Raw genomic sequence first — 14,233 nt, forward strand, 5'->3', positions numbered from 1 at the left:
CGTCGGGGTCCCGCGGCGAGACTATCGAAAATACGCGGCGCGACATCGGCGTTACCGCCGTCCGGCAGTCGGCGTAACGAGCGTTGCGCGACGGCGAACGGGAGCGTCGTCAGGCCGAGAGCGCGCTGGCCAACTCCCCGGCCTTCGCCCGCGACTGCTCGACGATGGCGGGCCGGGCCTCGAAGTCGACGACCACTTCGTCGTCGGCGTAGGACACGTCGTTGACCCGCGCGTGGTCGTGGACCCACGAGACGACGCTCATGGTGTCCTCGGTCATCGGCAGGACGAGGCGCTCGCGCTCCCAGTCGGGGAGTTCGTCGTCGATGCGCTCGCGCAGGCCCGTCAGGTTCGTCTGCTCCTTGCCCGAGACCGCGATGGGGTTCGGAGCGAGCGCCGAGAGGGCTTCGACCTTCTCGGCGAGTTCGTCGTCGCTCACGGCGTCGATTTTGTTCAGCACCGTCACGATGGGTGCTTCGTTGCGCTCGTAGAGGGTGTCGTGGCAGGTGACGAGTTTCTCGCGTATCTCCTCGACGGGTTCGCTCACGTCCACGACGAGCAAGACGAGGTCGGCGTAGTACACCGCGTCGAGGGTGGACTTGAACGACTCGACCAACCAGTGGGGCAGGTCGCTGATGAACCCGACGGTGTCGGTCAGCAGCACGTTCCGGCGCTCCATGTCCATCTTCCGGGTCGTCGTCCCGAGCGTGGTGAACAGGCGGTCTTGGGCCTCCGCCGTGGTGTCCAAGTCCGGATGGAGTTCCTCGTTCTCGCCGAGTTCGAGGTCGGCCGCGAGGCTCTGCATCAGGGTCGATTTCCCGGCGTTGGTGTACCCGGCCATCGCTACGAGGTCGAATCCCGACTCCCGGCGGCGGTCCCGGCGGTCGGCCTCGGTCCGGGCGATGGAGTCGAGTTCGTCCTTGATGTTCGAAATCTGGTCTTTGATGTCCTGTTCGCGGCTCTCGTCGTACTCACCCAGTCCCATGAACCCCGGTCGCTCGTCGCGCTTGGCGAGACTGGTCTTGGCCTCCGCCCGCGGGAGTTCGTACCGGAGTTCGGCCAGTTCGACCTGCAGCTGGGCCTTCCGGGTCTGGGCGCGCTGGCCGAAGATTTCGAGGATGAGTCTGAACCGGTCGATGACCTTGGTCTCCTCGGGGAACTTCTGACCGAGGTTGTACGTCTGGTACGGGCCGAGTTCGTTGTCGAAGACGACCACGTCGGCCCCGGTCTCGGCGACCGCGGTCCCGATTTCGGCGGCCTTCCCCTCCCCGACCTGTAACGCCGGGTCCTCCTTGCGCGACTGGGTGAACTCGGCGGCGACCTCGTAGCCCGCGGCGCGGGCGAGGTCGCGTATCTCTTCGGTGTCTGGCGTGCCGGAATCGACTCGCTTGACGATGATGGCTTTCATAGGAACAGTTTTCGGGCGGAGTACGCGGCGTGGTGTGCGGCTTGTACGGTCTTGCGTTCGGCTATACTCTCGACGTACTTGAACCTCGGGCCGAGGAACTGCTCGACCTTCACTTCGGGTTCCTCGTAGAACTCGCCGCGTTCCGCGACCACGGGACCTTCCGGCGGTTCGGGGAGTTCCGCGACAGCGTCGGCGACGACCCGGGCGGCGTTCTCGAACGTCGGCGGGTTCTCGCTCGTGGCGAACCCCATCCCCTCGACCGCTCTGAGACGGGTCGTACCTACGGCAGCGTAGACCGCCGCCGCCACCATCAGGTACTCGCCGGACTCCTCGTGGCGGCCGCTGATGTCCACGCCGACGACGGTGGCTTCGCTGGTGTTAGCCTCGCCGGGCCTTCACTCCGGTTGTCCGGGCCACGGTGCCCATGCGATGTCGATACGGTCCCGACCCATTTCAATCATACGTCGGGTCGTTCGAGTCAGCTAGCCGATGGTTATCGACGTGTAATGAACCGGTCTCCGCCGTCGGTTCAAGCTCCGGCCGCGCTTACCACAAGAGCCTTATTCCGTCGTTGTGGGGTTGGTCGTATGCCCCTCGAAATAGATCCCCAGCAACTCGGACTCGAATTCGGGTCCGGGGCCGTCGTGGGCGGCGTCATCGGGTTCGCTGCGAAGAAGGTAGCGAAACTCGTCGCCGTCATCGTCGGTCTCGAACTGGCGCTGTTCAAGTTCCTCGAATCGCGCGGCATCCTGACGGTCGACTGGAACAAGCTCACCGCGGGCGTCCTCAAGGCGAGCGAAACCGCCCAGAGCGGCACGCCACCGTCGTGGGTCACGACCATCCTCTCGACGCTCTCGGTCGGGGCCGGATTCAGCGGCGGCTTCCTGCTCGGCTTCCGGAAGGGATAGTTTCCGTCTCGGACCGCTTGACCGCCTCACGGCGGTCGAGTCTCCGCAGTGACGCTCGGAAGAACCGTTCCATTTTCGACGACCGACGTTATCGCGAATCCGAACGCGCCTCAGCGCGTGCTGAGTTCGTCCTCGTCTTTGATGATTCGGGTCTCGGCCTCGCCGCTGGTGTGTTCGTTCACGAGGTCGTAGAACTCGTTTTGCATCCCGGCGGGGAACGTGAGGACGCCGACCCATCCGCCGTCGTTCTGCCACTCCTCGCGTTCGAGGTCGCCGAACTGGCGAATCTTGGCCTGCGCGCTCCCGGCGTAGTCGGCGGGCACCTGCACCGCCACCGTCACCTCGTCGAACCGGATGGGGATGACCGGCCGGAGCGCGTCGAGCGCCTCGTCGACCTGCGTCTCGACGGGTTCCATCGGGTCCACCCGGAAGTCGGTCTCTTCGAGCGCGCTCTCGATGCGTTCGGGCGGGTGAGGCGCGTTGTCCATCTGGGGGTTGACCGCGTTGCGCGTGATGCGGTTGACCAGATTCTTGTGCTTCTGTTCCTGCATCTCGCGGCGCTGTTCGGCGGTGATCTGAATCTCCCCGTCCTTGATGACCTGGGGGATGATTTCGAGCGGGTCCGTCGTGCCGAACACCTCCTCGAGCGCCGACTCGGCGGGTCGGTCGCCGCGACTCGCGTTCTCGAACACGTCCTCGGCCGCGATGACGTCCTCCAGTTCGCCGTCGAACTCGCCGCGCTTGATGGCGAGCGCCGCGTCGGGGTCCACCAGTACCTCGAACCGCTCGCCGTGGGATTCGAGGCGGGCAGTGACCGCCTCTTCGAGTGGTATCATACGGTACGGTAGTGTCCCCCGTCTAAAATAAGCTTGCGTCGCCGCGGCGGTTCGGTCGCCGGACACCGATTCGCTCGCGGCGGACGGTGCGTCGTCGGTACGGCGCATCCGGCGCGCACACGGCCGGCCGACCCTGCGGGACAGTTCGTATCTCTCTGACTGCGTACAAGTCTACTATCACATCGTAGAAATGACTCGCCAAAACCGGTGTCAAGCGACCGTACCGTTCGGCTACGGTGGTGAGTAGGTCGACTATCGAGCGAGCGGAACCCCCGACAGAAGTGAAGTGAACGTATCTAAATAGATACCAATGGCGTCACGTCCCCCGATACTCCGCGGCCCGAACGTGACCGAGAGAGTAGACGAGTCTCTACTGATGGAGTTTTGTACAGGTCACGGAGTGGCGAAAGCGGTTATTAGCGTCGCCGTCATGCTACGGAACTGCGGTGCGAGCGAGGGAAATACAATGAACGGTCGTACACTTCTACCGGTCGGACTGGGGGCGCTGCTCGTAGCCAGTATGGTCGCAGGAGCGGCTGGCTCGGCAGTCGCCGCCGGTTCGACCGACCGGACCGCGGTCGAAGGGGGACAGTATCTACAGGAAACCGAACAGGCGAACCAGACCGGGGGACTCAATCTCTCCGACCTCAGCGTGACGGCGTACGAGGCCGCCAGACTCGCGCAGAACGAGACCGGCGGCACGGTTCTGGGGGTTCGACTCAAGCAGGTCGACGGCACGCCGGGATACGAGGTCCTCGTCGCCAACGAGTCGGGTAAAGTCACCGGCGTCGTCGTCAACGCCACCGAGGCCGGAATTCTCGAAACCCGCGAGAACCTCGCACAGGTGAACCAGACCGTACTGGAACAGCAGGGCGTCAGCGTGAGCGACATCAGCGGGGCTTCGACCATCGAGACGGCCCAACAGGAGGTCGGCGAGCAGTTCGTGCCGATAGAGGTTTCCATCGAAGCGGAACAGAACTTCATGGGACAGCAGGTCACGTTCGTCTCGCCGAACGGGACCCAGTCGGTCGTCGTGGACCTGTCCAACGGTTCGGTCGTCCAGGTGAGCGACGTCGCCCCGAAGCGGGGCGCTCAGATGGGAACCACGATGGCCGAGTCGGAGAACACGACCACCGAGGCGGCGCTGACCGACGCCGACGGAACGAACGCCGCCCAGGAGGGCGACGACACCCTCGTCGGTGACGACGAACTCAGTCACGAGTTCGGCGACGCCAGCGAGTACGTCTCGCCCACGCTCACGGGCTACGCGGACAACGTGTTCGCCTCCGACGACGAGTTCGACACCGCCGACGCCTACGGTCCCTTCGTCGGGAACGAGGGGAACGAAGACGAAGGCCTCTTCGACGGTGAAGGCGGTGAGGAGGGAGAATCTGAAGGCTTCGTCGGCGAAGAGGACGAAGACGGCTGGTTCTGACCGCCGTCACCCGCTGCCGGCGGAACCGCGTCTCGACGACTCCGATTTTTTCGCGCGTCGCCTCGCGTTCGCTACTCGTCTTTCGCCGCGAACTCGACCAGCGTCAGGTCCCGGTCGAGCATGCAGTAATCGTGGGGCGGGTCACCGACGACGTCGGTAATCTGGTAGTCCTCGTCGAACTCCGCGCCGACCGGTTCGCAGTACTCGTGGCTCGGACACTCCGTGTGCGGGCACGGTCCGGCGAGACTGGCCTTGCTCCCGGCGTAGGCGTTCGCGGCCGGCACGTTGGCCTTCATTCCGACCGGTTCGACCTCGACCGCCGTGACGCCGGTGTCGTGGACGCCGCAGTCGAGGGTCTGGGCGCCCTCGCGCACGTCGCTGACGCGGTAGCGGACGCCCTCCGAGAGGTTCAGACACTGGTCGCGGTACGGACACCCCTCGCAGGCGGAGGCTTCCCCCTGATAGACGAACTCTTGGCCGGGTTCGGCGAGGCGGGTTCCGATGAGGGTGATGGACGACATGGGGACGGGTATGCGGGCCTCCCGGTTAAGGCTCTCGTCCTCTATTTCTCGTTAGAATTACAACTCGCACTCCCCGCGAAGACTTTCCGTCTGCTCTCGCGGGTCCGGAAGCGTCGCTTCGAAAAGGGCGTCTTGCGGTCCGAAGTGCGAGTACGACCGCCGCGAGAGGTCCCGCGCGTCGGCTATTCCCCGGTCAGGTCGTCGAGTTCGTCCAAGTACTTCTCGCGAGGGACCTGATACGCGCCGCGGTGGTCGAGTTCGCCCGCGGCGAACTCGTCGGCGAGTCCGCGGGCCTCCTCGATTGCCTCCTCGCGCGTGTCGAGCGTGCGCGCGGGAACCAGTTCCACCTCTGGTTCGAGGAAGAACTCGACGCGCCAGACGTTCGTCCGGCCGTATTCGGCCTCCGAGGCCGGGCGGTTGGGCGCGCCCGCCGCGACGTACAGCGTGGGCATGCACGCCGCGGGGAACTGGTCGGCGTCGAACACGTCCGGGCGGTACGCGAAGATGACCCGCCCGCCGGGTTCCTCGTTCCAGACGGTCCACCCGTCGGGCAGGTCGGCGTCCGCCGGTTCGTCGCGTCCGGCCGAGTCGGCGCGGGTCGGGTCGTCGCCGTCGCTCATGCGCGTCGGTTCGGCCCTGCCGGGTAAGGCCTTGCCGGTCGCCGACCGGCGACAGCGGCCCGCACGCGTCGTCGCACTTAAAGGTACAATCTGATGACGACCGTCGCGTACGGTGCGACGCCACTCGCCCGCGTCACTCGTCGCGCTCGACGACGTTAATCCATCCTCGCGCGACATTGAATCGAGCCAACAGTTATATATTGCCTCATCCCATCCATTAAATAGTATCGGTGGTAACGACCCACGCGGTACACGGTAACACCTACCAGAACCCATTCACGTCCGCCCGAACCTGTCGCCCTCCGACGTAGCGTCGCAGTGAATGTGGTGTGGGGATGGCACGCACATGAACGGCCAGCACGTGAGCGTCCCGCGCGGGAGCGGGACCGAAGGGGTTGGAAGGGGCATCTGGCACCGACAGCGCCGGGCTTGCGATAAGTTGTCAATAGACATACTGGCCGACACCTCTTTGTGCGTGTACACCTACCACATATTTCGACCGCGAACAGCCCGAACCACCGGTCGGCCGTTCGCACGCGCTCGGCCTCTCCCAACGAAACACGTGATACGATGACAGAATCACTGGAAGAACTCAGCCAGCGGTACCAGGAATCGATGCCCGAAGACCTCCGCGAGACCAAGTCGTTCGACTGGTATCTCGACGAGGTGTACGAGGACCCCAAAATCGCCCGCAACGCCCACCAGCGGGTCGCAGACATGTTCGACTACTACGGCACCGAGTACGACGAGGACGCCGGCGTGGTCGAGTACCTGCTCGCCTCCGAAGACCCGCTCCACGACGGCGAGAACACCTTCTACGGCCACGAGATTCACCGCGCCATCCACGAGTTCGTGAACAAGGTCAAGTCCGGCGCTCGGGGTCTCGGGCCGGAGAAACGCATCAAACTCCTGTTGGGTCCGGTCGGGTCCGGCAAGTCCGACTTCGACCGGCAGGTCCGGACCTACTTCGAGGACTACACGCTCACCGACGAGGGGCGGATGTACACCTACCGGTGGACCAACCTCTGTGACGTCATCCACGACCAGGACCCCGCCGACGACACGGTCCGGTCGCCGATGAATCAGGACCCTCTCGTCCTACTTCCGCTCGACCAGCGCCAGCGAGTCATCGACGACCTCAACGAGAATCTGGACGCGCCCTACACCATCCAGAACGAGCAGTCGCTCGACCCGGCGTCGGCGTTCTACATGGACGAACTGCTGGCGTACTACGACGACGACATCAAGCAGGTGCTGGATAACCACGTCGAGGTCGTCCGCCTCACGGCCGACGAGAACAAGCGCCAAGCCGTCGAGACCTTCGAGCCCAAAGACAAGAAGAACCAGGACGAGACCGAGTTGACCGGCGACGTCAACTACAGCAAAATCGCCATCTACGGCGAGTCCGACCCCAGAGCCTTCGACTACTCCGGGGCGTTCTGTAACGCCAATCGGGGCATCTTCTCGGGCGAGGAACTGCTCAAACTCCAGCGGGAGTTCCTCTACGACTTCCTCCACGCGACCCAAGAGCAGACCATCAAGCCCAAGAACAACCCCCGAATCGACATCGACCAGGTCATCGTCGGCCGGACGAACATGCCCGAGTACCGGGACAAGAAGGGCGACGAGAAGATGGAGGCGTTCAACGACCGGACCAAGCGCATCGACTTCCCGTACGTCCTCGAGTACGACGAGGAGGCCCAGATTTACCGGAAGATGCTGTTCAACGCCGACGTGCCCGACGTTCACATCGAGCCTCACACGCTCGAAATGGCGGGGCTGTTCGGCGTCCTGACCCGCATCGAGGAACCCGACAGCGAGATGGTCGACCTGATGCAGAAGGTCAAGGCCTACAACGGCGAAATCAAGGACGGCGAGGACGTGGACGTGAAGAAACTCCGCGAGGAGGGCGAGGAGTCGGCCGACATCGGCGAGGGGATGGAGGGCGTCTCCGCGCGGTTCATCGGCGACGAAATCGCGGAGGCCATCATGAACTCCACCCACCGCGACAAGGGGTTCCTCTCCCCGCTGTCGGTGTTCAACCACTTCGAGGAGAACCTCGAAAATCACGGCTCCATCCCGGAGGAGAACTTCGAGACCTACTACCGCTACCTCGAGATGGTCCGCGAGGAGTACAAGGACCGCGCCATCGAGGACGTGCGCCACGCGCTGGCCTACGACATCGAGGAGATTCAGCGGCAGGGCGAGAAGTACATGGACCACGTCATGGCGTACATCGACGACGACACCGTCGAGGACGAACTCACCGGCCGCGAGCAGGAACCCGACGAGAGCTTCCTCCGGGCGGTCGAGGAGAAACTCGACATCCCGCGCGACCGGAAGGACGACTTCCGGCAGGAGGTCAGCAACTGGGTCTCCCGTCGCGCCCGCGAGGGGTCGCCGTTTGACCCGCAGGACAACGACCGCCTGCGCCGCGCGCTGGAGCGCAAGCTCTGGGAGGACAAGAAGCACAACATCAACTTCTCCGCGCTGGTGTCGAGCAACGAGATGGACGACGACGAGCAGAACGCGTGGATCGACGCGCTCGTCGACCAAGGCTACTCCCGCGACGGTGCCAAGGAGGTGCTGGAGTTCGCCGGCGCAGAGGTCGCCCGCGCGGAGATGGAGGACTAACCGTGGCGACCGGCCACGACGAACGGACCGGCCGCGACGACGCCGGCCGCGAGGAATCGCCCGACGGCGGCGAGTTCATCGAGGCGGCCGACCGCGAACTCCGGGAGACCTACGAGGAACCGAAGAGCCTCGCGGACTTCGTGGACGAGGCGTTCGAGAATCCGACCGTCGCGGCCCACGCCAGCAAGTACCTGCTCGAAGCCATCGAGTCGATGGGCACCCGGACCGTCATCGAGGAGGGCGAGGAGAAGGAGCGATACGTCTTCTTCGACGACCCGCACAACGACGGCGAACACGCCATCCTCGGCAACACGGAGGTCCTGAACGCCTTCGTGGACGACCTGCGGTCCATCGCGGCCGAACGGGGCAAGGCCGAGAAGATAATCTGGTTCGACGGCCCGACCGCGACCGGCAAGTCCGAACTCAAGCGGTGTCTCGTCAACGGCCTCCGGGAGTTCTCGAAGACCGAGGCGGGACGCCGGTACACCGTCGAGTGGAACATCGCGAGCGCCACCGAGGCCCGGAGCCTGAGTTACGGCGACGAGCGCGCGGCCGCCGACGAGGAGAACTGGTTCCCGAGTCCGGTGCAGGCCAACCCGCTGTCGGTGTTCCCCGAGGAGGTCCGCGAGGAGATTCTCGCTCGAATCAACGCGGGAATCGACGACCACATCGACCTCAAGGTCGACGGCGCGCTCGACCCCTTCAGCCGCGAGGCCTACGACTACCTCGAAGAGCAGTACCGCCGGACGGGCGAGGACGACCTGTTCTCGGCCATCACCGACCCGAACCACCTCCGGGTGAAGAACTACGTCGTGGACATCGGCAAGGGCATCGGCGTCCTCCACTCGGAGGACTCCGGCCCGCCCAAGGAGCGACTCGTCGGGTCGTGGATGCGGGGCATGTTGCAGGAGTTGGACTCCCGAGGCCGGAAGAACCCGCAGGCGTTCAGCTACGACGGCGTCCTCTCGCAGGGCAACGGCCTGCTGACCATCGTGGAGGACGCGGCCCAGCACGCCGACCTGCTCCAGAAACTGCTCAACGTGCCCGACGAGAAGACGGTCAAGTTGGACAAGGGCATCCAGATGGACATCGACACCCAGTTGCTCATCATCTCGAACCCCGACTTGGAGGCCCAACTCAACCAGCACGCCGACGCCGGGGGCGCCGACCCCCTGAAGGCGCTGAAGCGCCGACTCGACCGGCGGCGGTTCAAGTACCTCACCAACCTTAGTCTGGAGGCCGAACTCATCCGTCGGGAGTTGACCAACGAGACCGACGTGTGGAAGGCCGAGAGCTACGACGAACTCGAATCGCTCATCCGGGAACCGCTCGCGGTGCAGGTCCGCGACGACGACCACGGCGCGGGCGTCGGCGAGCGCGAACTCGCGCCCCACGCCGTCGAGGCCGCCGCGCTCTACAGCGTCGTGACCCGACTCGACGGCGAGGACGTGCCCGCGGGACTGGACCTCGTGGACAAGGCGAAACTGTTCGACCGGGGCTACCTGCTCGACGGCGACGACCGCCTCGACAAGGACGACTTCGAGTTCGGCGACGCCCCGAGCGACGGCGAACAGGGGATTCCCGTGACCTACACCCGCGACGTCATCGCCGACCTGCTCAACGACGAGAGCGAGCGGGCTCACGCCGAGTACCCCGTCGAGTCGGTCATCATGCCCCGCGACATCCTGAACGCGATGGCCGAGGGGCTGACGGGCGCTCCCGTGTTCTCGACGGCCGAGCGGACCGAGTACGAGAACAGGCTCGTCCCCGTGAAAAATCACATCTTCCAGAAGCAGGAGGAGGACGTGCTGGACGCCATAATGGCCGACAAGCGCGTCGACGAGGAGACGGTCGAGGAGTACATCGAACACGTCTACGCGTGGGCGACCGACGAACGGGTCGAGAACGACCGCGGCGAGCGCGTCGCCCCCGACCCGCTGAAGATGAAGGTGTTCGAGACCGAGCATCTGGGCCGGTTCTCGCCCGAGAGCTACGGCGGCGACCACGCGCCCTCCCCGGCGGTCGAGGAGTTCCGGCGCAACAAGGTCATCACGGCGCTGAACCGCCACGCGTGGGAGAACCGCGACGAGGGGTTCGAGGCCACCGACATCGACCCCAAGGAGATTCCCATCATCAAGACGGTGCTGGCCAACTACGACTGGGACGACGTGCGCCGGGTGTACGAGGACTTCGACCCCAACCAGTGGGCCGACCCGCCGGGCAACACCGAGACGGCCGCGGTGAAGGCCGAGACCATCGACAACATGGTCGAGATGTTCGGCTACACCGAGGCGTCGGCCGAGTTGACCAGCCAACACGTCATGAGTCAGGTGAGCTACAAATGGGACTGAGAGAGGACTTAGAGCGGTATCGAGAGGTCGGCGAGGCCAAGCGAGAGGACCTCGCGGACTTCATCCAGTACGGCGACCTCGGCCAGAGCCTGCCCGACGAGATAAACATCCCCATCAAAATCGTGGACCTGCCGGAGTTCGCCTACGACCGGATGGACAAGGGCGGCATCGGGCAGGGCGACCCCGACGTGGGCGACCCCGTCGGCGAGCCACAGCCGCAACCCGGCGACGGCGACGAGGAGGGCGACCCCGGCGACGAGTCGGGCGACCACGACTACTACGAGATGGACCCCGAGGAGTTCGCCGAGGAGTTGGACGACGAGTTGGGTCTGGACCTCGAACCGAAAGGCAAGGAGGTCATCGAGGAGAAGGAGGGCGACTTCACCGACATGACCCGGACCGGCCCGGACTCGACGCTCGACTTCGAGCGCATGTTCAAGGAGGGCCTGAAGCGAAAGCTGGCGATGGACTTCGACCCGAACTTCCTCGAAGAGGTGCTGCGAATCGACGGGTGGGGACCCGACCGGACGTTCGACTGGGCGCGCGAGAACGCCATCAACGTCTCGAAACACTGGCTCGAAGAGGCCTACCGTCAGATTCCGGCCGACGAGAAGACCAAGTGGGACTCCATCGAGGAGGTTCAAGAGAACGTCCCCCACCGGAGTACGGCCCAGAAGATAAAGGAGGAGGGCGTCCGCCACGTCCCCTTCCGGAAGGAGGACGAGCGCTACCGCTACCCCGAAATCATCGAGGAGCGCGAGAAGAACGTGGTCGTCGTCAACATCCGGGACGTGTCGGGGTCGATGCGCGAGAAGAAGCGCGAGTTGGTCGAGCGCACCTTCACGCCGCTCGACTGGTATCTGACCGGCAAGTACGACAACGCGGAGTTCGTCTACATCGCCCACGACGCCGAGGCGTGGGAGGTAGAGCGCGACGAGTTCTTCGGCATCCGGTCGGGCGGCGGAACCAAGATTTCGTCGGCGTACGAACTCACCGCCGAGATTCTGGACGAGCGCTACCCGTGGAGCGAGTGGAACCGCTACGTGTTCGCGGCCGGCGACAGCGAGAACTCCCGGAACGACACCAGCGAGAACGTCATCCCGCTGATGGACGAGATTCCGGCCAACCTCCACGCCTACGTCGAGACCCAACCCGACGGGAAGGCCATCAACGCGACCCACGCCGAGGAGGTGGACGACCACTTCGGCGAGTCGAACGAGGTGGCGGTCAGTTACGTCAACAGCCCCGAGGACGTGACCGACGCCATCTACGAGATACTCAGCACGGAGGCCGAATCGTGAACCGAGCCACCGCGACGACGGTCACCCCGGAGGCAGACCCATGAGAGAGCGACCCCGAACCAAGAAAGCCGCAGAACCGCTGCAGGAACCGGCCGAGGAGGCCCGGAATCTGGCCCACAAACTCGGACTCGACCCCTACGACGTGAACTACTGGGTGGTCGATTACGACGAGATGAACGAACTCATCGCGTACAACGGCTTCCAGCAGCGGTACCCCCACTGGCGGTGGGGCATGCAGTACGACCGCCAGCAGAAGCAGGGCCAGTACACCGGCGGGAAGGCCTTCGAGATAGTCATCAACGACGACCCCTCCCACGCCTTCCTGCAGGAGTCGAACGCCATCGCCGACCAGAAGGCGGTCATCACCCACGTCGAGGCTCACTCGGACTTCTTCGCCAAGAACCGGTGGTACCGCATGTTCGCCGACGAGTTGGACGCCGCGGCGATGTTAGAGCGCCACGCCCGGCGTATCGAGGAGTACATGTCCGACCCCGAAATCGAGCGCGAGGCGGTCGAGCGCTGGATAGACAGCGTCCTCTGTCTGGAAGACAACATCGACCAGCACGAACCGTTCAAGCGCCAGTTCGAGCGCGAACGCGACGAGGACGACGACATCCCCGACGACGAGTTGGCCGAGCGACTCGACGAGATGGACCTCAGCGACGAGGTGAAACGGCAGGTGTTCGACGAGGAGTGGATGGACGAGCAGGCCGACGCGGCCGAACTGGACGAACCCGAGATGGACGTACTGGCGTTCCTCCGGGACCACGGCAAGGCCTACGACGAGGACTCCCAGAAGGCCGAGGAGATGACCGAGTGGCAGAAGGAGATTCTGGAGATGCTCCGGGCCGAGTCGTACTACTTCGCGGCCCAGAAGCTCACGAAGGTGATGAACGAGGGGTGGGCCGCCTACTGGGAGTCGATGATGATGGGCGAGGAGGCGTTCGCGGGCGACGACGAGTTCCTGAGTTACGCCGACCATCAGGCCCGCGTCCTCAACTCGCCGGGGCTGAACCCCTACCAACTCGGCAAGGAACTCTGGGAGTACATCGAGAACACCGAGAACCGCCGGGAGGTCTGCCGAAAGCTCCTCCGGACCGAGGGAATCACGTGGCGCAACTTCCACGACACCGTGGACTTCGAGGAGGTGCAGAACCTGCTCGCGCCCGACCCCCGAATCGACAGCATCGACCCCGAGAGGCTGGACGAGTTGGACGCCCTCGCGCCCGAGAAGGTCGACGAGGAGGCGCTGGCGGCCGCCAAGGACGGCGAGATAGACCTCCAGCGGTATCCGTGGAAGGTGCTGACCTACCGGGGTCTCGCCGAGCGCCACTTCTCGCTGTGCAAGCGCCAGAACCGGGGGTTCCTCCGGTCGGTCTCACAGCAGGACTTGGAGCAGTTCGCCCGGTACATCGTGGACGACGCGCGCTACGAATCGGTCGAGGAGGCCCTCGCGGACGTGGACTACGCGACCGGGTGGGACAAGATGCGCGAGGTCCGCGAGAGCAACAACGACGTGACGTTCCTCGACAGCTTCCTGACGCAGGAGTTCGTCACCGACAACCAGTACTTCACCTACGAGTTCAGCCAGACCACCGGCGACTACCGGGTCGCCAGCACCGACTACGAGGACGTGAAGAAGAAGCTGATGCTCCAGTTCACCAACTTCGGCAAGCCCACCATCGCGGTGTACGACGGCAACTACAACAACCGCAACGAGTTGCTGTTGGGCCACCACTACAACGGCGTGATGCTCGACATCGATCAGGCCAAGCGCACGCTGGAGCGCGTGTTCGACCTCTGGGGTCGCCCGGTGAACCTCAAGACCATCGTGAAGGAGGTCGACGACCGCGACGCCGAAATCGCGCGGCGGCGCGACAGGGAACCCGAACCCGAGGAGGTCGGGAAGTTGCTCCGGTACGACGGCGACCAGTTCACGGTGGAGGACCTCAACTGGAACGAGGTCGAAGACATCGCGGCGACCGAAGTGGACTACGACACCAAGCCGGAGGATTGGCTGGCCTGACGGCGTCCGCTCCGGGGCTCTCCTTCTCGGTAGTTCGGAATGCGCACCGACGTGAACTGAACGCCTCGGTACGTCGGCGCGACGACGCCGGCGCGTCGGGAGGCGTTCAGTCCGAACGAGACGGTGCGGTCGAACGTCCCACGTTTCGAGGGGTGCAATCGACCGCAGTGAGGCGACGCGTCCGCGTCGCACGATT

Annotated in this window: 11 protein-coding genes; 6 read left to right on the forward strand and 5 right to left on the reverse strand. The window is 64.7% G+C overall.

Annotated elements, in window-relative coordinates:
• Window positions 1-109: 109 nt before the first annotated feature.
• Window positions 110-1,405 carry a GTPase HflX gene (hflX, locus tag M0R89_RS00200; RefSeq protein ID WP_248650552.1) on the reverse strand — a complete coding sequence of 432 codons (1,296 nt, stop codon included), beginning with the start codon at window positions 1,403-1,405 and terminating at the stop codon, window positions 110-112.
• Window positions 1,402-1,758 carry a DUF2209 family protein gene (locus M0R89_RS00205; RefSeq protein WP_248650553.1) on the reverse strand — a complete coding sequence of 119 codons (357 nt, stop codon included), beginning with the start codon at window positions 1,756-1,758 and terminating at the stop codon, window positions 1,402-1,404. The genes hflX and M0R89_RS00205 overlap by 4 nt, the downstream gene beginning before the upstream one ends.
• 234 nt (window positions 1,759-1,992) lie before the next feature.
• Here M0R89_RS00205 and M0R89_RS00210 point away from each other — a divergent pair, with 234 nt between their 5' ends.
• Complete coding sequence (locus tag M0R89_RS00210) at window positions 1,993-2,313, forward strand: FUN14 domain-containing protein (protein WP_248650554.1); 321 nt, start codon at window positions 1,993-1,995, stop codon at window positions 2,311-2,313.
• A gap of 110 nt (window positions 2,314-2,423) precedes the next feature.
• On the opposite strand, the gene M0R89_RS00215 is transcribed toward M0R89_RS00210, so the two are convergent.
• Entirely contained in the window at window positions 2,424-3,149 is a 726-nt protein-coding gene (locus M0R89_RS00215) for a ribosome assembly factor SBDS (RefSeq protein ID WP_248650555.1), read from the reverse strand.
• A 466-nt stretch (window positions 3,150-3,615) separates the two neighbouring features.
• On the opposite strand from M0R89_RS00215, the gene M0R89_RS00220 reads away from it, so the two are divergent.
• Window positions 3,616-4,584, forward strand: a complete 969-nt coding sequence (locus M0R89_RS00220) for a PepSY domain-containing protein (protein WP_248650556.1) — start codon at window positions 3,616-3,618, stop codon at window positions 4,582-4,584.
• A gap of 71 nt (window positions 4,585-4,655) precedes the next feature.
• Here M0R89_RS00220 and M0R89_RS00225 read toward each other — a convergent pair whose 3' ends face one another.
• Together M0R89_RS00225 and M0R89_RS00230 are read right to left on the reverse strand one after the other, a co-directional pair.
• Window positions 4,656-5,105, reverse strand: a complete 450-nt coding sequence (locus tag M0R89_RS00225) for a UPF0179 family protein (RefSeq protein ID WP_248650557.1) — start codon at window positions 5,103-5,105, stop codon at window positions 4,656-4,658.
• A 182-nt stretch (window positions 5,106-5,287) separates the two neighbouring features.
• Window positions 5,288-5,725 carry a DUF5820 family protein gene (locus M0R89_RS00230; protein ID WP_248650558.1) on the reverse strand — a complete coding sequence of 146 codons (438 nt, stop codon included), beginning with the start codon at window positions 5,723-5,725 and terminating at the stop codon, window positions 5,288-5,290.
• A gap of 570 nt (window positions 5,726-6,295) precedes the next feature.
• On the opposite strand from M0R89_RS00230, the gene M0R89_RS00235 reads away from it, so the two are divergent.
• The 4 genes from M0R89_RS00235 to M0R89_RS00250 all read left to right on the forward strand — a co-directional run bounded on the left by M0R89_RS00235 (window position 6,296) and on the right by M0R89_RS00250 (window position 14,037).
• The gene (locus M0R89_RS00235) at window positions 6,296-8,359 is read left to right on the forward strand and encodes a PrkA family serine protein kinase (RefSeq protein WP_248650559.1); all 2,064 of its coding nucleotides are present in this window, start codon (window positions 6,296-6,298) and stop codon (window positions 8,357-8,359) included.
• A 77-nt stretch (window positions 8,360-8,436) separates the two neighbouring features.
• Window positions 8,437-10,710 (forward strand): PrkA family serine protein kinase, encoded by a 2,274-nt coding sequence (locus M0R89_RS00240; protein WP_248652300.1) that lies wholly within the window; start codon window positions 8,437-8,439, stop codon window positions 10,708-10,710.
• Entirely contained in the window at window positions 10,701-12,011 is a 1,311-nt protein-coding gene (locus M0R89_RS00245) for a YeaH/YhbH family protein (protein WP_248650560.1), read from the forward strand. The genes M0R89_RS00240 and M0R89_RS00245 overlap by 10 nt, the downstream gene beginning before the upstream one ends.
• Before the next feature lie 40 nt (window positions 12,012-12,051).
• Window positions 12,052-14,037 carry a SpoVR family protein gene (locus M0R89_RS00250; RefSeq protein WP_248650561.1) on the forward strand — a complete coding sequence of 662 codons (1,986 nt, stop codon included), beginning with the start codon at window positions 12,052-12,054 and terminating at the stop codon, window positions 14,035-14,037.
• The last annotated feature ends 196 nt before the right edge of the window (window positions 14,038-14,233 follow it).

This window comes from Halorussus limi (assembly GCF_023238205.1).
In the GTDB taxonomy this organism is placed as follows: Archaea; Halobacteriota; Halobacteria; order Halobacteriales; family Haladaptataceae; genus Halorussus; species Halorussus limi.